Origin of the sequence: Paraburkholderia sp. 22098 (assembly GCF_052045935.1) — a bacterium.
Lineage (GTDB): Bacteria > Pseudomonadota > Gammaproteobacteria > Burkholderiales > Burkholderiaceae > Paraburkholderia > Paraburkholderia caledonica.
Genome location: NZ_JBQEPV010000005.1, coordinates 28,445 through 50,171, shown reverse-complemented (window position 1 = coordinate 50,171; position 21,727 = coordinate 28,445). Strand labels below are relative to the sequence as shown.

Annotated in this window: 22 protein-coding genes; 20 read left to right on the top strand and 2 right to left on the bottom strand. The window is 62.0% G+C overall.

Annotated features, from left to right (window positions below):
- Positions 1-207 precede the first annotated feature (207 nt).
- The 4 genes from ACTJLB_RS11940 (at position 208) to ACTJLB_RS11925 (ending at position 4,086) form a co-directional block, all read left to right on the top strand.
- The gene (locus ACTJLB_RS11940) at positions 208-1,566 is read left to right on the top strand and encodes an MFS transporter (RefSeq protein ID WP_440783373.1); all 1,359 of its coding nucleotides are present in this window, start codon (positions 208-210) and stop codon (positions 1,564-1,566) included.
- 136 nt (positions 1,567-1,702) lie between these two features.
- Positions 1,703-1,909, top strand: coding sequence for a hypothetical protein (locus ACTJLB_RS11935; RefSeq protein WP_440783372.1), 207 nt, complete (start codon positions 1,703-1,705; stop codon positions 1,907-1,909).
- 86 nt (positions 1,910-1,995) lie between these two features.
- Positions 1,996-2,325 (top strand): hypothetical protein, encoded by a 330-nt coding sequence (locus ACTJLB_RS11930; RefSeq protein WP_440783371.1) that lies wholly within the window; start codon positions 1,996-1,998, stop codon positions 2,323-2,325.
- Positions 2,326-2,610: 285 nt separating this feature from the next.
- The gene (locus ACTJLB_RS11925; protein WP_088175868.1) at positions 2,611-4,086 is read left to right on the top strand and encodes an NAD-dependent succinate-semialdehyde dehydrogenase; all 1,476 of its coding nucleotides are present in this window, start codon (positions 2,611-2,613) and stop codon (positions 4,084-4,086) included.
- Between the two features lie 14 nt (positions 4,087-4,100).
- Here ACTJLB_RS11925 and ACTJLB_RS11920 read toward each other — a convergent pair whose 3' ends face one another.
- Positions 4,101-4,820 carry a haloacid dehalogenase type II gene (locus ACTJLB_RS11920; protein ID WP_440783370.1) on the bottom strand — a complete coding sequence of 240 codons (720 nt, stop codon included), beginning with the start codon at positions 4,818-4,820 and terminating at the stop codon, positions 4,101-4,103.
- 79 nt (positions 4,821-4,899) lie between these two features.
- Between ACTJLB_RS11920 and ACTJLB_RS11915 the strand changes: the two genes are divergently transcribed.
- The 5 genes from ACTJLB_RS11915 to ACTJLB_RS11895 all read left to right on the top strand — a co-directional run bounded on the left by ACTJLB_RS11915 (position 4,900) and on the right by ACTJLB_RS11895 (position 9,401).
- The gene (locus tag ACTJLB_RS11915) at positions 4,900-5,799 is read left to right on the top strand and encodes a LysR family transcriptional regulator (RefSeq protein ID WP_440783368.1); all 900 of its coding nucleotides are present in this window, start codon (positions 4,900-4,902) and stop codon (positions 5,797-5,799) included.
- A 127-nt stretch (positions 5,800-5,926) separates the two neighbouring features.
- Positions 5,927-7,249, top strand: a complete 1,323-nt coding sequence (locus ACTJLB_RS11910) for an MFS transporter (protein ID WP_440783367.1) — start codon at positions 5,927-5,929, stop codon at positions 7,247-7,249.
- 36 nt (positions 7,250-7,285) lie between these two features.
- Positions 7,286-8,326 (top strand): amidohydrolase family protein, encoded by a 1,041-nt coding sequence (locus tag ACTJLB_RS11905; RefSeq protein WP_440783608.1) that lies wholly within the window; start codon positions 7,286-7,288, stop codon positions 8,324-8,326.
- The gene (locus ACTJLB_RS11900) at positions 8,323-8,991 is read left to right on the top strand and encodes an RraA family protein (RefSeq protein WP_440783365.1); all 669 of its coding nucleotides are present in this window, start codon (positions 8,323-8,325) and stop codon (positions 8,989-8,991) included. The genes ACTJLB_RS11905 and ACTJLB_RS11900 overlap by 4 nt, the downstream gene beginning before the upstream one ends.
- 11 nt (positions 8,992-9,002) lie before the next feature.
- On the top strand, positions 9,003-9,401 hold the full coding sequence (locus ACTJLB_RS11895; RefSeq protein ID WP_087753008.1) for a hypothetical protein: 399 nt from the start codon (positions 9,003-9,005) through the stop codon (positions 9,399-9,401).
- Positions 9,402-9,437: 36 nt separating this feature from the next.
- On the opposite strand, the gene ACTJLB_RS11890 is transcribed toward ACTJLB_RS11895, so the two are convergent.
- Positions 9,438-10,400 (bottom strand): ABC transporter substrate-binding protein, encoded by a 963-nt coding sequence (locus tag ACTJLB_RS11890; protein ID WP_394340551.1) that lies wholly within the window; start codon positions 10,398-10,400, stop codon positions 9,438-9,440.
- 1,005 nt (positions 10,401-11,405) lie between these two features.
- Between ACTJLB_RS11890 and ACTJLB_RS11885 the strand changes: the two genes are divergently transcribed.
- From ACTJLB_RS11885 to ACTJLB_RS11835, 11 genes are all read left to right on the top strand, one after another.
- A complete protein-coding gene (locus tag ACTJLB_RS11885) occupies positions 11,406-11,579 on the top strand; it encodes a Flp family type IVb pilin (protein ID WP_020071341.1) in 174 nt (57 codons plus the stop codon).
- A 109-nt stretch (positions 11,580-11,688) separates the two neighbouring features.
- A complete protein-coding gene (locus tag ACTJLB_RS11880) occupies positions 11,689-11,862 on the top strand; it encodes a Flp family type IVb pilin (protein ID WP_027805140.1) in 174 nt (57 codons plus the stop codon).
- A 94-nt stretch (positions 11,863-11,956) separates the two neighbouring features.
- Positions 11,957-12,481 (top strand): A24 family peptidase, encoded by a 525-nt coding sequence (locus ACTJLB_RS11875; protein WP_440783364.1) that lies wholly within the window; start codon positions 11,957-11,959, stop codon positions 12,479-12,481.
- Positions 12,482-12,570: 89 nt separating this feature from the next.
- Entirely contained in the window at positions 12,571-13,956 is a 1,386-nt protein-coding gene (locus ACTJLB_RS11870; protein ID WP_440783363.1) for an ATP-binding protein, read from the top strand.
- Positions 13,957-13,995: 39 nt separating this feature from the next.
- Complete coding sequence (gene cpaB / locus ACTJLB_RS11865; protein WP_020071345.1) at positions 13,996-14,832, top strand: Flp pilus assembly protein CpaB; 837 nt, start codon at positions 13,996-13,998, stop codon at positions 14,830-14,832.
- Between the two features lie 78 nt (positions 14,833-14,910).
- On the top strand, positions 14,911-16,638 hold the full coding sequence (locus ACTJLB_RS11860) for a type II and III secretion system protein family protein (RefSeq protein WP_440783362.1): 1,728 nt from the start codon (positions 14,911-14,913) through the stop codon (positions 16,636-16,638).
- 21 nt (positions 16,639-16,659) lie between these two features.
- A complete protein-coding gene (locus tag ACTJLB_RS11855; RefSeq protein ID WP_408163522.1) occupies positions 16,660-17,004 on the top strand; it encodes a hypothetical protein in 345 nt (114 codons plus the stop codon).
- 72 nt (positions 17,005-17,076) lie between these two features.
- Positions 17,077-18,288 carry an AAA family ATPase gene (locus tag ACTJLB_RS11850; protein WP_440783360.1) on the top strand — a complete coding sequence of 404 codons (1,212 nt, stop codon included), beginning with the start codon at positions 17,077-17,079 and terminating at the stop codon, positions 18,286-18,288.
- A 19-nt stretch (positions 18,289-18,307) separates the two neighbouring features.
- Positions 18,308-19,675, top strand: a complete 1,368-nt coding sequence (locus tag ACTJLB_RS11845; protein ID WP_204523115.1) for a CpaF family protein — start codon at positions 18,308-18,310, stop codon at positions 19,673-19,675.
- Between the two features lie 41 nt (positions 19,676-19,716).
- Positions 19,717-20,700, top strand: a complete 984-nt coding sequence (locus ACTJLB_RS11840; RefSeq protein ID WP_440783359.1) for a type II secretion system F family protein — start codon at positions 19,717-19,719, stop codon at positions 20,698-20,700.
- Between the two features lie 40 nt (positions 20,701-20,740).
- Complete coding sequence (locus tag ACTJLB_RS11835; protein WP_440783358.1) at positions 20,741-21,697, top strand: type II secretion system F family protein; 957 nt, start codon at positions 20,741-20,743, stop codon at positions 21,695-21,697.
- Positions 21,698-21,727 lie beyond the last annotated feature (30 nt).

The window sequence follows — 21,727 nt, the reverse complement described above, 5'->3', positions numbered from 1 at the left end:
CTTACAGTGGCGCTTGTTCGCTGAGAGAATCGTAGTTCTATATACGAACAAATAAATTGATAGCGACGGCAACCCTGTCCGCATACCATGCATGGATGAAGCCGACAGAGTTGCAGGCGCAGGCATTGCGCGCCGCCCAACGGCACGCGATCGTAAAGTAAGACAAGGCTCGCTGCGACGGGCCTTTTTGCAGTCAGGAGACGCATCATGAATCGCAGCAACGCTGTGAACGTTCAGACCTTCCTCAACGAACATCCATTTTCACCGTTCCAGTGGCTGGTCTTTTTCATGTGTTTCGTGATCGTCCTGCTGGACGGTTTCGACACGGCCGCCATCGGTTTCATTGCACCGTCGCTACTCGCGGAATGGGGCATTGCGAAACCGGCGCTCGCACCTGTACTGAGCGCGGCGTTGTTCGGCCTTGCATGCGGCGCGCTGGTGTCGGGGCCGTTGTCCGACCGGCTCGGACGGCGGGGAATGCTGCTGGGCTCGGTGCTGCTGTTCGGCGCCGCCTGCCTCGGTTCGGCATTTTCGACGAGCATCGAATATCTGACGGTGCTGCGCTTCATCACCGGCGTCGGCCTCGGTGCGGCCATGCCGAACGCCGTCACGATGATGGGCGAGTACTGCCCGGACAGTCGCCGCGCGACCGTGATCAATCTGATGTTTTGCGGCTTCCCGCTCGGCGCGGCATTCGGCGGCTTCCTCGCCGCGTGGATGATTCCGCATTTCGGCTGGCGCAGTGTGTTGATGCTCGGCGGTATCGCCCCGCTTCTCCTGCTCGTCCTGCTGGTGATCAAGATGCCGGAGTCGGTTCGCTACATGGTCGCCAACAATCAGCCGGTCGCGCGGATTCGCGCCGCTCTGTCGCGCATTTCGAGCGAAGCCGCGCAGGCGGACTCGTTCATGATGACGGAAACCGCGCCGCAAACGGGCGGCAAGGGCGCGGGTGTAGTGCTGTCGCGCGCGTACATCGTCGGCTCGCTGATGCTGTGGATCACGTACTTCATGGGCCTCGTAATTTTCTACGCATCGATCAACTGGATGCCGATTCTGCTGAAGGACGCCGGCCTCACGCCGCAGCGCGCGACGCTGATTTCCGCGCTGTTCCCGCTCGGCGGCGTAGGCGCGGTTGTGTGCGGCGTGCTGATGGATCGCTTCAACGCGAACCGCATCATCGCGGCCTGCTATGCGTTGACCGCCGTGAGCGTGTATTTCATCGGCCAGGCGGTGGGCAATGTCGGCGCGCTCGTGTTTATCGTGTTCGTTGCAGGGGTGCTGATGAACACCGCGCAATCGTCGATGCCCGCACTCGCTGCCGCTTTCTACCCGACGCAAGGCCGCGGCACGGGCGTCGCGTGGATGCTTGGTATCGGACGCTTCGGCGGCATTGCCGGTTCGTTCCTCGTAGCGGAACTCGCGCGCCGTCACTTCACGTTCGCCGGCATTTTCGGGACGATCGCCGTGGCCGGCGTGATCGCGTGCATCGCGCTGCTGATCAAACAGGCGGCGCGGCCGCATGTGGCAAATGCATCGGTGCCTAAAGCGGAGTCGTTCGGACACTGAGCGCCTCGCACGGAAGTGCGTTGCTGGTCCAGACAAGCCGCCTTTCGAGGCGGCTTTTTCTTTTCAAGCTCCAACCTGCATTGCCGGGTTCGGGGCTTGCTGCAAGTGATGCCAACCATCTTATGGAGCACACGACATGAACCTCGATTCTCTTGCCAGCTCTCCTGCCTATTCGCTGCCCGTTCGCCATGTTCCAGTTTTTGGCATGGCGGCGGCATCCGATCCACCGGCTGATGAAAACGACGACGACCTGGATGACGAACTCGACGAAACGGGCGGGGTCACCAACAGGAGCAATGGCAAAACAGGCACCGACACCGAAGCCGAGCCGGACAAGAAATAGTCGCCCACAGCGACGAATCGACGCGGGCAGCAAGGGCTCGCTACCGCGTTAAACTGCGGCCTTTGCGCCCAACAGGATTCGTCGTCATGAAACGCGTGGTGATATCGGCATTGCTTGCGGGATGCCTTGTTCAAACGGCCGTTCAGGCCGTGGCACAAACGGTCAGCAATCAGTGCTTTGCGATTGGCGATATCGCCGGCCAGGTCGCTTCGTGGCGCGCGCACAAGAAGACCAAAGCGCAGGCGCTCGATCAGGCCGCAAAGTACTATCGCGACGATGCAGACCGCCAGACATTTGCCGCCATCATCGAGAAAATCTATGCGCCCAACGCGCCACGCATGACGCCGGACCAGGCCAGCATGGCGTTCACGTCCGAGTGCGCGACGGCGCGCAACGAACAGGCGTTAGCGGACTAACGCCTGCGACCGTGAATGCTACGCGGGCGGTCGCCACTTGTCGTGCGCGCGTCGACGGGTCCATGCCGCAGGCGCTAACGTTGCAACGCAATCAGCAGAATATGCTGTGGGCGCCCGAAAAAAACAATCTGCACACCGTGGGCCGCTTTTTGAGGCGATTCATTGATTGCCGGACGCGCGTAGCATCGGCTTATGGAACGAGCTTCGCGCTGCTCTACACCCGCTGCGCGCTTACAGAAACCGTACGCCCGATACTGTCAAAACGGCAACCCAAGGAGCAACGCAATGTCTCTCGCATTGACGCGCAATGAACTGATTCGCCCGCTGAATTTCATCGGCGGAAAATGGATCGCCGCCGCGAACGGCGCGCGCTTTCCCGTCACTAATCCCGCGACCGGCGACACCATTGTCGAAGTGGCGAACAGCAGTGCCGCAGACGCACGCGCCGCCACCGACGCCGCGGCCAGCGCGTTGCCCGCATGGCGCGGCAAGCTGCCGCGCGAACGTGCTGAGATTCTGCGCCGCTGGCACGCGCTCATCGTTGAGAACACCGAAGACCTCGCCAAGCTGATGTCGACGGAACAAGGCAAGCCTCTGGCGGAAAGCCGCGGCGAAGTCGCGTATGGCGCGTCATACGTCGCGTGGTTCGCAGACGAGGCGACGCGCATCTACGGCGACATCATTCCGCAGCAGCAACGCGGCAAACGCATGAGCGCGGTGAAGGAAGCCATCGGCATCGTGGCCGCGATCACGCCGTGGAATTTCCCGCTCGCGATGATCGCCCGCAAGATCGCGCCGGCCCTTGCGGCCGGTTGCACGGTGGTCGCCAAGCCCGCCGAAGACACGCCCCTCACCGCACTCGCGCTCGCCGCCCTCGCACAGGAAGCCGGCGTGCCCGACGGTGTGCTGAACATGCTGTCCGCTTCGCGCGACCAGGGCATCGAAGCGGTGGCCGATTGGCTCGCCGATGCTCGCGTTCGCAAAATCACGTTCACCGGTTCGACGCCGGTCGGCAAGCATCTTGCGCGCGAGTCCGCCGCCACGTTGAAAAAGCTCTCGCTCGAATTGGGCGGCAATGCGCCTTTCATCGTATTCGACGACGCCGATCTCGACGCCGCCGTCACCGGTCTGATGGCAGCGAAGTTCCGCAATGGCGGCCAAACGTGTGTATGCCCAAATCGCGTGTATGTGCAAGCGGGTGTCTATGAGCGTTTCGCCGATCTGCTCGCGAAACGCGTGGCGGCGCTGAAGGTTGCGCCTGCAACGGATCCGAGCGCGCAGATCGGCCCGATGATTAACGAACGCGCAATCGACAAGATCGCGCGTCACGTGGAAGACGCCGTAAAACAAGGCGCAAAAGTGTTGACCGGCGGCAAACGCCTAACGGAACTGGGCCCGAACTACTATGCACCGACTGTGCTGACGGACGCGAATGACGGCATGCTGGTGTGCTGCGAAGAAACCTTCGGACCGGTTGCGCCGCTGTTCCGCTTCAGCGACGAAGCCGAAGCGGTGCGTCTCGCGAACGACACGCCGTTCGGCCTCGCCGCTTACTTCTTTACGCAGGACGTGCGGCGTATCGACCGTGTCGCCGCCCGGCTGGAAGCAGGCGTAATCGGTATCAACGAAGGCGCTGTGTCGAGCGAAGCGGCGCCGTTTGGAGGCGTAAAAGAATCGGGCTATGGCCGCGAAGGCTCGAAGTACGGACTCGACGATTATCTGTCGATCAAGTACCTGTGCCAGGGCGGCTTCGACCAGTAAGCAAACGGCTTGCGTTAAATCAAAGCGTTGCGATGGGCTTCCACCAGTTCTGCCATGCTGTTAAAGCGAAAGTCGATCTTCGGCTGGGAGCCCGGGTCCATTGTCGCGCCAAAGCCCTCTTTGGCATGCCGGCGATAGATCCAGCACGACGCAAGTCCGAACTCATTTGCCGGCTTGTGATCGTGAAAGAGACTTTCCGCCGTGTGAAGAATCTTGTCCTTGGAGATGCCGCGTTCACCGAGCTTCTCCAGCATGTACTCGAAATTGCGCGGTGACGGCTTATATGAACCGATATCTTCAGCGGTGAAGATTGCATCGAATTCGACCTGCAGCTTTGCGTTGCTATAGCTGAAGCTCTCATTGTCCACGTTCGAAAGAATGACCAGCTTGTAGTTCTGCTTCAGGTACTGCAACGCCGCGGCTGAATCGTCGAATGCCGGCCAGTTCTGAATTGATCTGCCATAAGCCATGCAGTCGTCGAGCGTGTACGGCACGCGCCATTCTTCGGCGAGGCGCTTATAGACGATCGGCAACAACTCCTGATATCGCCGGTAAGGCGTGTACTTTTGCTGCGACGACTCGTGTCGCGCGTGTGCTTCGAGTACCTGGTCGCGTGTCAGCGTTTGCTCGACGCGTTCGAGAAGCGGCCGCAAGCCTTCGAAAATGCCTGTTTCCCAGTCGATTAGCGTGCCGTAGCAATCGAACGTCAACGTGTCGAAGTCAGTCAGTCGCATTGATTGCGCTCCTCATTTTCGCGGATCATAGGCAACAGTGTAGGGTATTCTGCGCGTACCGACGTCAAACAGAATCGCTATGAATCTTAGGGCCCTGCAGTGCTTCGTGATTCTCGCCGAGGAGCTTAATTTCAGCCGTGCTGCTGAACGGCTTCACATTGCGCAGCCCGCGCTGAGCCAACAGATCCGCTCGCTCGAAGAGCGGCTCGGCACGCAACTGGTTGATCGCGCTCGACGGCCGCTCACGCTCACCGAAGCGGGACTTTACTTGTGTACAGAGGCTCGCCAGATACTCGGCGCCCTCGAGCAGGCGAGCCTCGCGACGCAGGAAATCGGCATAGGCCGGCGCGGCTGGCTCAGCGTCGGCTTCACGCGCTCGGCGATGTACAGCATTCTGCCGCCCGCGCTCAAAGCGTTTCATCAAGCGTATCCGCAGGTGGACCTGAAGCTCTTCGAAATGCTCACCGAAGAACAGACCGATGCGCTTCGCGACATGCGGATTCACATCGGCATTGGCCGTCAGCCGCTCGCAATCGAAGGATGCACGTCGTACCCGCTGCTGCGCGAACGGGTGGTGGCCGCGTTGGAGCCGGGCCATCCGCTCGCCGCCCGCAAGAGCTTGAAGATCACCGATCTCGCCGACACACCGTTGATCCTTTACCCGAAGCATCAGAATGCGCAGTTCAAGCGCTCGGTTCTATCGTTGTATCGCGATGCCGGACTGACGCCGTTCGTCGCTCATCAGGCGTATGAGATTCAAACCGCTATCGCGCTCGTGGCCGCTGGGCTGGGTGTCACGTTCATTGGCGAGTCGGTAGCGCGTCTGGGCCGGAGCGACGTTGTCTATCGCCACCTGACAGGACCGGCTTCCAGATATCGCTCGACGCTTGCCGCGACTTTCCGCTCCGACGACGCGTCGCCGCACTTGCGTGCGTTCCTCGCCTGCCTTCCGCCGCCCGTCGAAAACGCCGCACTATAAGCAAAAGCCTATAGAAGCATAAGCAACCGGTCTTGGACTGCTCACCCGCCCGTTCTTATCATTGCCTGCACATATGACAAGAACGCAGGGACGGCGCACTCGCCGTCGCCGCAAGGTAGGAGACAACATGAACCCGATCGACGAAGCCGCAACCATGCGAAAGGTATATGGGCGTCTGATGCCCCTGCTTTTCGCCATGATGTTCTTCAATTACCTCGACCGCATCAACATCGGCTTCGCCGCACTCGACATGAACAAGCAGTTGGGCTTTAGTCCCGCTGTGTTCGGTTTCGCGGGCAGCATTTTCTTTGTCGGCTACATGTTGCTGGAAGTGCCGAGCAACCTGCTGTTGCATCGCGTTGGCGCACGGCGCTGGATCGCACGCATTCTTCTGACGTGGGGCGCCGTGGCCGCGGTGACTGCGTTCGTGTTCAACGACACGAGCTTCTACGTGCTGCGCTTTTTGCTCGGCGTCATGGAAGCAGGCTTTCTGCCGGGCGTCGCGGTGTATCTGACGAAGTGGTTTCCGGTGCGCTACCGGGCGCGAGCGGTGGGCGGCTACATCATCGCCGGGTCGTTTTCGGCAGTGCTGGGCGGACCTATATCCACGGCGCTCATGACGTACGCGGACGGCATTCTCGGTTTGCACGGCTGGCAGTGGATGTTCATTCTTGAAGGCGTGCCGGCAATGCTGCTCGGTCTCCTCACCCTGCGCATCATGACCGAGCGCCCGGCCGACGCCGAGTGGCTCTCCGTCGACGAAAAGCGCTGGCTCGAATCCACGCTCGCCGCAGAACGAGAAGCCTTGGGCGGCAACACGCACTTCCCGCTCCTGCGCGTGGCGGGCGACATTCGTGTGTGGAGTCTGGCTTGCCTGTTCGGCTGCGCACTGGTCGGCATTTATGGATTGTTCCTGTGGTTGCCGCAGATCGTCAAAAGCCTTGGACACCTTACTAATCTTGAAGTCGGCTTTCTGTCCGCCGCGCCGCCTTTACTGGGCGTGCTCGGCACTTTCCTGATCAGCCGCAGCTCGGACCGCACCGGCGACCGGAAGAAACACCTTGCTTTCGTGTACGGGATGAGTGCGCTGGCCATTGCCGGCAGCGCATATGCGCCGAATCCGGTGATCGCCTACGTGCTGTTGTGCGTGACCGGTCTGTTTATCTATGCGGGCAATCCGCTGTTCTGGAGCCTTGCATCGTCGTTCAGAACCGGTGCGGCAGGCGCCGCGACTATCGCGCTCATCAACACCATTGCGCAGTTCGGCGGCCTGGTCGGCCCATGGAGTATCGGTCTTGTGCGCAGCGCAACCGGCAACTTCAAGCTCGCGTTGCTGACGATTGCAGCGTTCCTGCTCGTGGCCACGGTCATCGCACTGGTGATGCGTGTCACGGCATCGGAAGACGAAGCAGAATCGCTCGCCACAGGCGACGCCGCGCCGCGTGCGTAACGAACATCGCGACAACAAGCAAAGGCATTGCAAACCATGATCATCGATTGTCACGGGCATTACACGACCTCGCCGCCGCAGCACGAAGCCTGGCGCACGCAGCAGATTGCCGCGTTAAAGGACGGCCACACGCCGCCCGCACGCCCCAACATTAGCGACGATGAAATCCGCGAGAGCATCGAAACGGGCCAGTTGCGCATTCAACGCGAACGCGGCACCGACCTCACGATCTTTTCGCCACGTGCCGCGGGCATGGGTCACCATCTCGCCACCGCGCAAGCAAACGCGCAATGGTCACGCGAATGCAACGACCTCGTGCATCGCGTGTGTTCGCTGTTTCCGCGCAACTTCGTGGGCGTATGCCAGTTGCCTCAAGCGCCAGGCGTGCCGCCCGCGAACTGTATTGACGAATTGCGGCGCTGTGTCGAAGAACTCGGTTTCATAGGCTGCAATCTGAATCCCGATCCATCCGGCGGACACTGGTCGGGTCTGCCGCTCACGGATCGCTCGTGGTATCCGCTCTATGAAGCAATGGTCGAACTCGACGTGCCCGCGATGATCCACGTGTCGTCGTCGTGCAACCCGAACTTCCATGCAACCGGAGCGCATTACATCAACGGCGACACCTCCGCGTTCATGCAGTTGCTGACTGGCGACCTGTTCGCGGACTTCCCCACGCTGCGTTTCATCATTCCACACGGCGGCGGCGCAGTGCCTTATCACTGGGGACGTTATCGCGGCCTCGCGCAAGACATGCAGCGACCGCTGCTGCGTGATTACCTGCTAAAAAACGTGTTCTTCGATACCTGTGTCTATCACCAACCGGGCGCTGAGTTGCTCGCGAAAGTGATCCCCGTCGAAAACATTCTGTTTGCATCGGAAACGATAGGCGCGGTGCAAGGCATCGATCCGGAGACCGGACACCATTACGACGATACGCGCCGCTATATCGATGCAATCGAATGGCTTAGCGACGCCGAGCGCCAACGTATATATGAGGACAACGCGCGTGCCGTCTATCCGCGGCTTTCGCGTCAACTCGACCGGCAACTCGCGGCGCAAGGAGCTATTGTATGAACCCAATCGGATGGCGGGAGTATGAGTCGGCACCTCAGCCTGGAGCGGCGACTCTCGTCGCATTGCGCGAACTTGCGGTGTCCCTCCTCAGCGACAACATGGCACGCGCGAGTGGCATGCTCGGATTGCGACCGTATCATCGGCCAAAGCCGCTTGCGGGCACCGCGGTCACGGTGCATACCCGGCCTGGCGACAACCTGGCGATTCATCGCGCGTTCGATTTCTGCAGACCCGGCGACGTGCTGGTGATCGACGGCGCCGGCGACCTGACCCAGGCGCTGATGGGCGAGATCATGGCGAGCTTCGCTCAGAGTCTGGGCGTGGAGGGACTCGTGATAGACGGTGCGATACGCGACGTCGGCGCGCTAGGTCAGCGCGACTTTCCGGTGTACGCACGCGGCGTCACGCATCGTGGTCCGTACAAGAACGGACCTGGCGAAATCAACGTGCCTGTCACCGTCGGCGGCATGGTGGTCCATCCAGGCGATATCATTGTCGGCGATGAAGACGGCCTGCTCGCAATCGCGCCCGCCGACGCCGAAGCTGTTATCGAAGGCGCGCGCCGCCAACAAGCGAAAGAGATGGCAGCCTTGAAGTCGATTGCCGAAGGCAACTTCGACCGCTCGTGGGTTGCCCCTCAACGCGACAGGATGATGAACACCTGACAGTGAGCCTCATGGCGCAATATCTGAACGCTGAAATGCTTGTTGAACTGGCGCGTGCCGCAGAGGCGCGCACCATCGGGCCATGCGCGTGCATGAAAACGCCGCTCGACGGCTGGCAGTCGCAACCGCTTTCTCTCGACGAAACGCAGTTCGAGGAAATCGGCACGCTGCTGCCGCAAGACTATGTCGAGCCTACTTTCAGCGAGTACTTGCCGGACAAGACAAGCTATTGGTCGGCCGACGCGCCCATTGCGCCGCGCTACTTTCCGTACAACCGCTGTGCAGTGTGGAAGTGCGTCTTATGCGGACGTCTCTATCTGCACTACACCGAAGGCGGCGGCTATTTTGTCGATCGCAGAATTCGCGCGGTGAAAGCCGATTTGATTGAAGACGTGCCATTGCTTCCATAAAGCCCGAGCGCAATAACGCAGTAACGCTGTAGCGCCCTATCCGCTGACCAGTCGAGCAATCTGTGTCTCCGATATCGCGCGAACGTCCACGCGGCGCGGCAAAATCGCGTCGCGGTTCGCACTGTCGGCCACTTTCTGAAGCGCGGCAATATCCTTATCGTTGACGAAATGCTGTTTGAGCGACGCGCGCCGCGTGATTGCTTTCGCGGCATCGAGCGGAGAGCGCGTCAACGTCGCATAAATCTGTGCATATGCATCGGGGTTCGCCAATGCCCAGTCGCCCGCACGTTGCAGCCTCAACAGCACGTCGGCGATAGCCGCGCGTTTGCCCGCGTCCGCAAGCGACGCCCCTGACGCAGTAATAAAGCCTAGCCCGCTATTGATGCCAGTGCCGTCGCGCAAAACGCGGGCGCCGCGTTGGACGGCAATGCCGTAGTACGGATCGAATGTCGCCCACACCTCGATGGATCCGGAAGCGAACGCCGCAAATGCATCGACGGGCAAAATGAAGCGCACCGTCACGTCGTCTTTTGATAGGCCCGCTTCGGCGAGCGCGCCATACAACTGGAATTGCGAAATGCTGCCGCGTGCCGACGACACAAACACGGTGCGCCCTTTCAGGTCGGCAACCGTGCGTATCGCAGAGTTCGGCGGGACAAGGATGCCGAGTTGCGCACCCGAACCCACGCGGGTCGCCACGATCTTCAGCGTCGGATCGCCAACCGCCGCCGCGAGTACCGGCAGATCGCCTGCCGGTGCGAGATCGACGGCGCCCGCGCGTTGCGCTTCGAACAGCGGCGCCGCCCCCTGAAAATTCGCCCAGCGAAAAGCGTATGGCGCACCGTCGAGCACTTTGGCCGCCTCGACGAGCGCGCGCGTGCCGCCGGCCTGGTCACCGAGTACGAGCGTGGTCGATGCAAGATCCGCAGCCAGCGTATGTTGCGAATGCAAAGCGCCGGTTGCCGCGAAGGCGGGCACGGCACCCAACAGTTTCAGCATGCGCCGTCGCGTTGAAAAAGAAGTTGGAGCGGAATGAGCCATAAGCCCTCACGTCAGGTCGATACGTCAGCGTATCGAGCCGCGCGCGGCATGGGAATGAATCGATTTCGATAACGTTATTTGCTGGCGCGCTTTGGCGTCGGGCGCGCGCTATGACCGTCGAAGTTGAAGGGCATGCAGGTCGTTGCGAGGCTTGTATGTGAGTGCTCCAGTACACGCAATAAACCGCCACTGTGTCGTTTGAAGTGCCGCTTTGACTACCCGCGATTCAAAGTTGAAACGAATCGGTCCGACGCCGGCCAAAAAACCACCTCAATTCGTCGGGGAATGCCGCTAACAACGCACCTGGGTCAAATCCCTAAATTTGGGCTGCACAGCACAGCCATGGCCTGAAAGCGCGATTTTCCATCGCGGCAAGAATGACCTGCAGATGAGGCACAAATGATTCAACTCGGTCAGAACTACGCGAGTCGGCATCTTGCGAAGTGCGATCAACGGGCTGCAACCCCGGCGCGCTATGGAATCGACCACGACTGGCCCACTCCTTGCTTTTACCTTTTCATACAGCCGGCGACACGACCATCGACCAGGTCTTGCCAACGGGGGCTTCTCTTATAGCTCGAGAACGAGCAGCGAGAAGAACGATCCGGCTGCGAAATAAAAGAATGCGAGGAGTACCAGAAGATGCAGTCTCTAATCCTCATTCGAACGGGCTTGCGGTGTGCCGTGCGCATCGCGCGTCGTCTTCTGGCATCGCATCTCGCGGTCATATTCAATGCGCCGCTTACGTTCCCTGTTTCCCGCAAGCTAATCCCGCTGACAGTCGCGCCGCGGCACAGCCACCACACAAATCGTAGCGGGCCGTTTTCGGCTCCTGCCCGGCCGCTCTCATCCGCAGCGCCCGGACGCCATTTTCTGTAGCACCCTTGTAGTGAGCAGTACGTTGTACCCAAACCGTAGTTATTCGATGCCATTTAAGTTAGCCATCCTAAAGGGAGATCAATCATGAAATCGTTTATCAACAGCGCCAAGGCATTCATTCGCGACGAAGACGGCGTGACCGCCATCGAATATGGCCTGATCGCCACGCTCATCGCGCTCGCCATCATCGTTGGCGCGACGGCCGTTGGTACCAATCTCAACGCGAAGTTCAACTTCATCGCAGGGAAGCTCGCGTAAATACGGGCCGGTGCCGGCGGACGAATCGTGCAAGCGTACCGTCCGCCGCCACCGCCGTTAGCCGCTGCCCGGCCCGCAAGGCCGCCATCCAGTTGAACGGGAGTTGATCATGCAATCGCTCATTGAATCCATTGACGCATTCGCCCACGACGAAGAAGGCGTCACCGCAATCGAGTATGGCCTCATCGCCACGCTCATCGCGCTCGCCATCATCGTTGGTGTGACGGCCATCGGGACGAACCTCGAGGCGAAGTTCATCGCGATCTCCGGCTATCTGGCCTAGTTTCGCGCGAAGTGCCGATGGGCGTGCCGCGTTCGCGCCGTCGTCCATCGCACCGCCCTTTTTCAGTTTGCGGTATTGCCGACGAGAGCTTGCCATGTTGATTACCAGCAACGTCCTGCCACCGATCGCCCCGTGCGTCATCGCGCTCGTTGTCGCTGCCGCCAGTACGGACATCCAGTGCCGGCGTATTCCGAACATGCTGGTCGGCGCCGGTCTGCTCGGCGCGTTTTTTGTGCAGTGCTGGCTCAAGGGATTAGGCGACGGCGCCGGCGCGTGGTTCACGGGCGCCGTTGTGGGAGTCGCGCTGTTTCTGCCGTTTTATCTCGTGCGCGGCATGGCCGCCGGCGACGTCAAGCTGCTCGCGATGGTCGGCGCATGGATTGGGCCGCTGCTCGTGTTCCATGCGGCTCTCGCCACGTGCGTGATCGGCGGCATATGGATGCTTGCGCGCACCGGGCGGCGTCATCAGTTGGGAAAGGTGTGGGCAAATCTTCGCGTCATTGTCCAGCCCGCGTTGCGCAAAACAGGCGCGGCTTCCATCGAATCGGTGGGATCGGTGCCCTACGGCGCAGCCATCGCAGCAGGAACCATTTCCGTCTTGCTGACGGCAACGGCATAACGGAATCACAACCGCGTGCCGGACGACGATCCGGCATCAGAAGCGATAAAGCCGTGCTCGACGTAGCGCGCGGCACCGGGGAGCAGGACATGAACACGAACGTTACGGCCACAGCCCAGGCAGCGAGCGCACCTCTCGACATGGACGCCGGCCAGAGCTGCACGAACGACATGGTATTGCGCGCGCCGCGCACTGTTGCGGACACCGGCTTGCCCGCGCTCTTCGTCGCGCATCTGGTTCTGAAGTCCCTTTTGCAGAACGGCAAATCGTCGCTCGGCGATCTCATTTTGCGGCATTGCCTGACAGCAGCGGCACTCGAAGAAACGATCGGCTTCCTGGTGCGCGAACATCTTGTCGAAATCGCCCATCGCGGTGCCGCCGATACCGATGTCTATCTGCGCCTCACCGATGCCGGCCGCGCTCTGGCAGCTCACGAAGCGAGCCGCTCCAACTATTGCGGCCCCGCGCCGGTCACGCTCCAGGCGTATGTGAGCATGGTCAACGCGTATTCGGTAAAACGCATCCGCATTGCGCAGCACGACGTGCGCGCCGCGTTCCCGGACCTGATCGCCGATATGCCGTTGATCGATTCCGCAGTCGCCGCGTTGAACGCCGGCCGCCCGGTCATGCTCTATGGCCCGGCGGGCGGCGGCAAGACCTACCTTGCCGAACGGCTTGGGGAATTGCTGCAAGGCGCTGTGCCGGTTCCCTATGCGATTCATGTAGCGGGCGATGTCATCCAGTTGCACGATCCGCTGATTCATCGCGACGCTTGCGCTAACGCCCTGCCTCACGTAACCGATCGCCGCTGGCGAGTATGCGAACGGCCGGTGGTGATGTCCGGCGGCGAACTGACATTGGCGATGCTCGATCTTCAGTACAACGCGAACAGCGGCTTTTATCAGGCGCCGCCGCATATGAAGGCGAACATGGGCATGTATGTCGTCGACGATCTCGGCCGCCAGCGCGTCGCGCCCGCCGATCTGCTTAATCGCTGGATCACGCCGCTCGATCGCGGCGTCGATCAGTTCTCGCTGCAGTCGGGTGCGCGCTTCGTGAGCCCGTTCGATGTGTGGCCCGTCTTCTCGACCAACCTCACCCCCGCCGAACTGAACGACAACGCCTTTCTGCGCAGGCTCGGCTCGAAGCTCCATGTCGGCCCGCTGTGCCTCGACGACTACCGGCGCCTCTTCGACGCTCAATGCGCAGCCCACGACATTGAACAGGCACCCGGCGTGTTCGAGTACCTGCTGCACCAATTGCATCTGCGCAGCCGGACACCGCTTCTCGCCTGTTATCCGGCCGATCTTCTCGCCGTGCTGCGTTCGTTCGCGCTCTATCACGGCGATGTACCGGTCGTCACCGAATACCGTCTGGCGCATGCATGGCACAGCTATTTCGGCAGCGCGCCGGAACATGAAGACACGCATTTATCCCATGCCGGGGAAGCCGGCAAACGGTACGCCGGCGTCTGATCAGCAGGTGCCATCGCAACTCATGAAAGGAGTATCAACATGAAGACCAGTCGCGCAATTGTGATGTTAGGAATGGCTCTGCTCGCGGGTCTTGCCGCCGTCGGTTTCGCCTCGCGATGGTTGCTGCAGGCGTCGTCGTCGGCCGTCACGCCGGTTGCGGTGGCCACCGCCGAAGTGAGTCTCGGGCAGCCGCTGAATCCGAACATGATCCGCACGGTGAACTGGCCGTCCGCAAGCGTCCCGCCCGGCGCGTTCAAGGATGCCAAAGCACTTGACGGACGTGTGGTGCGCACGAGCCTCGAACCCGGCGAGCCGGTGATCGAATCGAAGCTCGCTCCGCAAGGCACCAAGGGCGGCCTCTCGGCGGTGATCGGCGAAGGCAGGCGTGCGATCACGGTGCGCGTGAACGATGTCGTGGGTGTGGCGGGTTTTGCACTGCCCGGCAACTATGTGGACGTGATCGTCAACACTCAGGAACCCGAAGCGAAGAACTCTGACCCGCAGCAGAGCATCTCGAAGATCGTCCTCGAAAAGATTCTCGTGCTTGCCGTCGCGCAGCAGGTCAGCCGCGACGACACGCAGCCCAAGGTCGTCAACGCAGTCACGCTCGAAGTGACGCCTGACCAGGCCGAAAAACTCGATCTCGCGCGCAGCGTCGGCAGCCTGTCACTCGTGCTGCGCAACCAGATCGACGACCGCGCGTTGCCCACCGGCGGCGCGACCAAGGTCACGCTGCTAGGCAGGCCCGCCGCGCCGGCATCCGCGCCCGTTGTCGCGGCGGCGCCCGCTCGCGTCAAATACACGGCCCGCCCTGCGCCGAAGCGCGACTGCGTCGGCGTGCTGTCGGGAACGCAAGGTAGTCAGGAATGCTTTTGATCACATAACAGTCGGGCAATGCCGCCGCGTGTCGCGCACGACAGTTCGCTCGCAACGGGGCTACGGGGAGATAAAGAAATGAAATCGAGTCAACGGAAACTCATGAACGGCTGCGGGATGCGCGCCGCGTTGCTGACCACAACGATATGCGCATCGCTGCTCAGCACGCAGGCGGTGCACGCCCAGGAAGCGCTCGATCCGGGCATGTCCGGCAAAGGCGTTGCTGTGCCCATGCCACGCGGTCCAGTGCAAATGACCATCAGCATGAATCCAACAGCAGCGCAGCCCGCGAGCGCAATGCAAAGCGCCGCCGCCCGCGGTCCTGCATGCAGCCGCACGCAGAACGAGCAGAGCACGGTGGTAGTGCCAATCGGCAAGTCGACGCTGATGCACACCGCGGAACCGGTGCGCAATCGCACGCTGGGCAACCCGTCGATCGCGCAGGCCACCATGGTGTCGCCGCAAACGCTGTACGTGGTCGGGATGGCGGTCGGCACCACCAACATGATCGTGCAAGGCAAGAGCGGCGCGTGCGAGGTCATCAACGTGGTAGTGAACGCGGATTCAGGCGGCCTGCAGACTTCGCTGTCGCAACTCATGCCCGATGAGCCGAACATCCGCGTCTCGACGGTCGCGGGAGATCTCGTGCTCGCCGGCCGCGTGTCGAATGCACAGGCCGCCAATCAGGCACAGGAAATCGCCAAAGCATACGCACGCAGTTCGCTGCCGGCAGCCAACGGCGCGTCGAATGGCAACGCCAAGGCCGCGACGGTGCTCAACATGATGAGCGTCGACTCGCCGCAACAGGTGATGCTCGAAGTGAAGGTCGCTGAAGTGTCGAAGACAGTGCTCAACCAGTTGGGCTCGGCAATGAACATCCAGGGCGGCTTCGGCTCGTGGAGCGGCGCGTTGATCAGCAGCCTGCTCGCGGGCGTGTCGAGCATCGTCGACGTGAACAAGGCGAATAACCGGCCATTCAATGTCGCGATCGACGGACAGCACGGCGATAACCTCGTGAAGATTCTGGCCGAGCCGAATCTCGTCACGTTAAGCGGGCAGGAGGCGACATTCCTCGCAGGCGGCAAGGTTTTCATTCCGATTCCGCAAAGCAACCTGAACGGCGTGGCGACCATCGTCCTGCAGGAAGAGGAATTCGGCGTCGGCCTGAAGTTCACGCCGACTGTACTCGCCGGCGGCCGCATCAATCTGAAGGTGGCGCCGGAAGTGTCGGAGCTGTCGTCCACCGGCGTCACGGTCGGTGCGACGAATACCAACAATCTGACGATCTTGCCGCTGATCACCACGCGCCGCGCTTCCACGACGGTGCAGATGAACGATGGAGAGACTTTCGCGATTGGCGGCCTGATCAAGAACAACGCGTCGGGCACGTTGAAGGCGATACCGGGTGTCGGCGAAGTACCCGTGTTGGGCGCGCTCTTCAGAAGCACGTCGTATCAGCAGGACCGCACCGAACTCGTGTTCATCATCACGCCGCACCTCGTGAAGCCGTTGCAAACGGCGGCGAATCTGCCGCTGCCCACCGACCGCCTGAGAACGCCGAACGAGGCCGACGTTTATCTGATGGGCAACATGGAAGGCCGCGATCCCGCTGTCGACAACAAGCCCGCGCCGCCGATGCCTGCCCCTGCGCCGTCGCCGACGATGGCTCCGGCACCGTCGCAACCGCAGGTTCCGGCAGTCGTTCCCGCCGCGGAGCCGCCCGTCTCCGCCATGGTGCCGAATCCGGCAGCGGCGAGCACACCGCTGCCTGAGGCGAAAGCCGCGCAAATTGCTGCTCACAACTAACGCAACCCCTCGGAGAACGTCATGACAAACCACACCATTTCCTCCTTGCGCTGGGCTGCGTTACTCCTGCCGGCGTGCCTCGCGCTCAACGGCTGCATGTCGACGACACCCGACTTCGACCGGCACTTCGGCGAATCGGTGCGCAGCTACACCGAGGCCCAGATCATCGACCCAGACGCGGCCTCCAAAAATCCGTCGACGGCGGGCGTGGACGGCAAGGCTGCGGTCGCGGCGATGTCGAACTACAACGCGTCGCTGAAGGCACCGACAACGTCCGCCAATGCATTCGTAATCGGCGTGGGCCGCAGCTCTGCCGGCGGTGCGGGCGCGGGCGCGGCCATGCCTTCGCCTACGAACGGCGAGTAGGCAACGCGAGCCTTGCAACGGCGCGAGCCGTCGCAGGGCCAACCCGGCAACGATTCCGCGGACGACAACATCATGATCAATATCCTCATCAACTCCGAGCACACGGGCCGAATGTCCGAGGTCGTTCGCCTCGTCACGGACTGCGTCAATTGCACGACGACCCGCATGCAAGGCGCGCCCTCCACGTTGCTGGAGCGCGGCGACAGTCTCGATGCGTTCGACGTGCTGATCATCGACGCGGCGTCGATCGAGCGCGCCGAACTCGATTCGGTCAACCTGCTGGTGCACCGCTATCCACGCCTCACGTGTCTGTTGCTGTTGCCGCAGACGTCGCCCGACACGCTGATCGCCGCGATGCGCGCGGGCGTTCGCGACGTGCTGAACTGGCCGCTCGACGCACGAGCGCTCGGCGCCGCCGTGCAGCGTGCCATGGCCCCGCACGCCGACGAGGCTCGCCACGAAACGCATATGGTGTCGTTCATTTCGTGCAAGGGCGGCGCAGGCACGAGCCTGATCGCAGCGAACGTGGGTCACGCGATCGCGACGCTGCACGGCAAGCGGGTGCTGCTCGTCGACCTGAACCAGATGTTCGCCGACGCCGCGTTTCTCGTAAGCGATCAGGAACCGCCGTCGACGTTGCCGCAAGTCTGCGCGCAGATCGAACGCATCGACGCCGCGTTTCTCGATGCGTCGCTCACGCACGTCACGCCCGGCTTTCATGTGCTGGCCGGCGCGGGCGATCCGTTGAAGGCGCTCGAGATTCATGAAGAGCAGCTTGAATGGATTCTCGGCGTGGCGGCGCCGCGTTACGACGTCGTGCTGTTCGATCTCGGCCAGAGCATCAATGCGCTGTCCATCGTTGCGCTCGATCGCAGCGCCGAGATTCACCTGGTGCTTCAGGCAAGCATGCCGTATGTGCGCGCGGGCCGCCGTCTGCAGGAGATGCTAGTGTCGCTCGCGTATTCGCCCGACAGGATGCGCCTGCTATTGAACCGGCACCGCCGCCACGACGAGCGAGCCGCGAGCGCGCTCGAACAGGTACTCGGCAGGCGTCCTTCGCATCTGATCGCCGACGACCCGCAAGCGGCGGCCGAGGCCGTCAACCTCGGTGAGCCGTTGCTGAAAAATGCGCGCAACAGCGCGCTCACGCGCAGCATACAGGCGCTCGCACAAAGCATCGTCAATCAGTCGACAGGCGTCGTCCCGCAGAAGAAGCGCGATGACCCGTTGCTCGCCCGGCTGTTCGGCCGCTCGGCCACGCAGCGGCAGTCGACGGCGTCATAACGTCAGCCAGGAGAATCTCATGTCACTACGCGAACAGATGTCGTCACAAACGGTCCATGCGCTGCCGGAACGCCAGGCGGGCATGCGCGCGCCGCTCGGTCTCGCGCGAGCCGCTTACCAGACGCTCAAGCGCAAGGTTCACGAAGCCGTGCTCGATCGGGTCGAACTGGAACGTCTCGCGCGGCTGCCGGCCGAGCAGGTGCGTCAGGAAATCGGCGGGCTGATCGCGCGCATCCTCGAAGAAGACAAGGCGCCCGTCAACGACCTCGAACGCAGGCAGTTGATGACCGACATCCACGACGAGATGTTCGGTTTCGGTCCGCTCGAAGCGCTGCTGCGCGACCCGAGCGTATCGGACATTCTGGTCAACACGTACCGCACGACGTACGTCGAACGCGGGGGACGGCTGGAACTCACGGACGTGACCTTTTACGACGACGCGCACCTGATGAAGGTGATCGAGAAGATCGTCTCGCGGGTCGGGCGGCGCATCGACGAATCGAGTCCGATGGTCGACGCGCGCCTGCCTGACGGCTCGCGCGTCAACGCGATCATTCCGCCTTCCGCCGTGGACGGGCCGCTCATGTCGATCCGGCGTTTCGCAGTGAACCCGCTGCAGATGAGCGACCTGGTGGCGTCGCAAAGCCTCACGCCACCCATGGCCGAGCTGCTCGATGCGCTCACGCGGGCAAAGGTCAACGTGCTGGTGTCGGGCGGAACGGGCAGCGGCAAGACCACGCTGCTGAACATTCTGTCGGGCTTCATTCCCGAAGGCGAGCGCGTGGTAACGATCGAAGACGCAGCCGAGTTGCAACTGCGCCAGCAACACGTGCTGCGTCTGGAAACGCGGCCGCCGAATGTCGAGGGACGCGGCGAAGTCACCCAACGCACGCTCGTGCGCAACGCGCTGCGGATGCGGCCGGATCGCATCATCCTCGGCGAAGTGCGCGGCGCCGAAGCGCTCGACATGCTCAATGCGATGAACACCGGCCACGAAGGATCGCTCGCGACAATTCACGCCAATACGCCGCGCGACGCACTGACGCGCCTCGAAAACATGATCAGCCTTGCCGGCCTCGCGCTGTCGCCGAAGAATCTGCGCCAGCAGATTTCGTCCGCGATCTCGGTGGTGGTCCAGGTGGCCCGCTTGACCGACGGCCGGCGCAAGGTCGTCAGCATTCAGGAATTGACGGGCATGGAAGGCGAGATGGTGAATATGCAGGAGATCTTCACGTTCAAACGAACGGGCATCGATCAGAACGGCACGGTGCGCGGCCACTTCTGCGCGACCGGCGTACGGCCGAAGTTCACCGAGCGGTTGCAGGCGTTCGGCATTGCGCTGCCCGACCAGCTCTACGATCCGGCACGGCGCTTCGATACGGCGTAACGGTCGGCGCGGCGCACGCGGCTCATCTTTGTGAGGCATCTATGAATCCGATCTTTTACGCCTTCGCTTTCCTGCTGTTCGTTGCGGTGGTTCTGGGTATAGAAGGGGTGTATCAATGGTGGAACAGCCATCATGGGCCCGCCGCGCGACGCCTCGATCAACGGATCAGAGCGCTGTCGGCGGGCGCGCATGTGCACGGCGAGCGCCTGTCCATCCTGAAGGAGCGCATGCTCAGCAATTCCGCGCCGCTCCATGCGCTGATGTTACGCGTGCCGCGCATCCACGCGATCGACCGGATCGTCGTTCAGTCGGGGTTGAACCACACGGTCGGGCGGCTCGTGATGCACAGCGTGGTGGCCGTTATCGTCGTGCTGCTCGCGGCCAATTTCTCTCCAGTGCCAGTGCCGACGCTCGTCATGGTGCTCGCCGTCGCGGCGGCCCTCGCGTTCCCAACACTGCGCGTGCTGCGCGCTCGCGCTAGGCGCCTGCGTGTTCTCGAGCGGCAGTTGCCCGAGGCCGCCGACATGATCAGCCGCGCATTGCGAGCGGGCCATTCGTTTTCAAGCGCCATCGGCATGCTCGGCAACGAGTTCGCCGAGCCGACGGGCGGCGAGTTCCGTACCGTCTTCGACGAAATCAATTACGGCGTCACGATGAACGAAGCACTGCTCAATCTTGCAACGCGCGTGCCGGTTCGCGATCTGCGCTACTTCGTGATCGCGGTGCTGATCCAGCGCGAGACCGGCGGCAATCTCGCCGAGATTCTCGACAGCATTGCGTCGCTGGTTCGCGACCGGCTGCGTCTGTTCGATCAGGTGCGCGTGCTGTCCGCCGAAGGGCGCCTGTCGGCATGGATCATCGGCCTGTTGCCGTTCGCAGCGGCGGGCGCGATGAATCTGTTGAACCCAAGCTTTCTCTCGGTGCTCTGGGAAGATCCCGCCGGGCTCAAGGTCATCGAATCGGTGTTCGTGTCGATGCTGTTCGGCGTGCTGTGGATGCGGCGGATCGTGCGGATTCGCGTATAACGCCGGCCGTGCGTGAAGAGAACCCAATTGGAGAGTCACGATGGAAACGCTCGATTCAGGGATCATGTTGCTGCTCGGCGGCGTGTTCGTCGCCACATTCGCCGGCGTGGTCGCGCTCATGTGGTGGATGACGCCAAAGGATATGCAGCGCCGCATCCAGCAGGCCGGAGGCGTGTCGCTGTCGCGGCAAACGCAGTCTTCGGCCGGCTCGGGATGGGCCGAGAAAATCGCGGAGATCTCGCGGCCGATCTCGCAACTGTCCATTCCAAAGGACGGCTGGGAAGACTCGCCGTTACGGCTGCGTTTGATGAACGCGGGCTGGCGCTCATCGACGGCGGCCGGGCTTTATTTCGCGGCGAAGACCGTGCTCGCACTGCTGCTGCCGCTTGTCGGCCTCATCGCATTGATGCGCACGCCGGTCGTCAACGGACAGTACGCTGTGAGCGCAACGATTCTCGCCATACTCGCGGCGATCGGCTACTACACGCCGAACATCATATTGGCGCGCTGCCGTGCGAGGCGTCAGCGCGCGATTGTCGAAGGCTTCCCGGATGCGCTCGATCTGCTGACGGTTTGCGTGGAAGCGGGCCTCGGCATGGACGCCGCACTGATGCGAGTGGCCAACGAAATGCAGCTCGCAAGTCCCGAAGTCGCAAGCGAACTGCAATTGATGCTGCTCGAACTGCGTTCCGGCTTCACGAAGGAAAAGGCGCTGCGCAACCTCGCGTTGCGCACGGGTGTCGAGGACGTCGACAACTTCGCTTCGATGCTGGTCCAGGCGGATCGCTTCGGCACGAGCATCGGCGCTTCGTTGCGCGTGATGTCCGACACGCTTCGCACGCGCCGCAGAATGCGCGCAGAGGAACGCGCCGCCAAGATCGCATTGAAGCTGTTGTTCCCGCTGATCTTCTGCATCTTCCCCGCATTGATGACGGTGCTGATGGGACCGGCGTTCATCCACATCTACCGCATTTTGCTGCCGACGCTCGGCACGTGACGCATTCATCGGCACGCGGCGCACGCATTG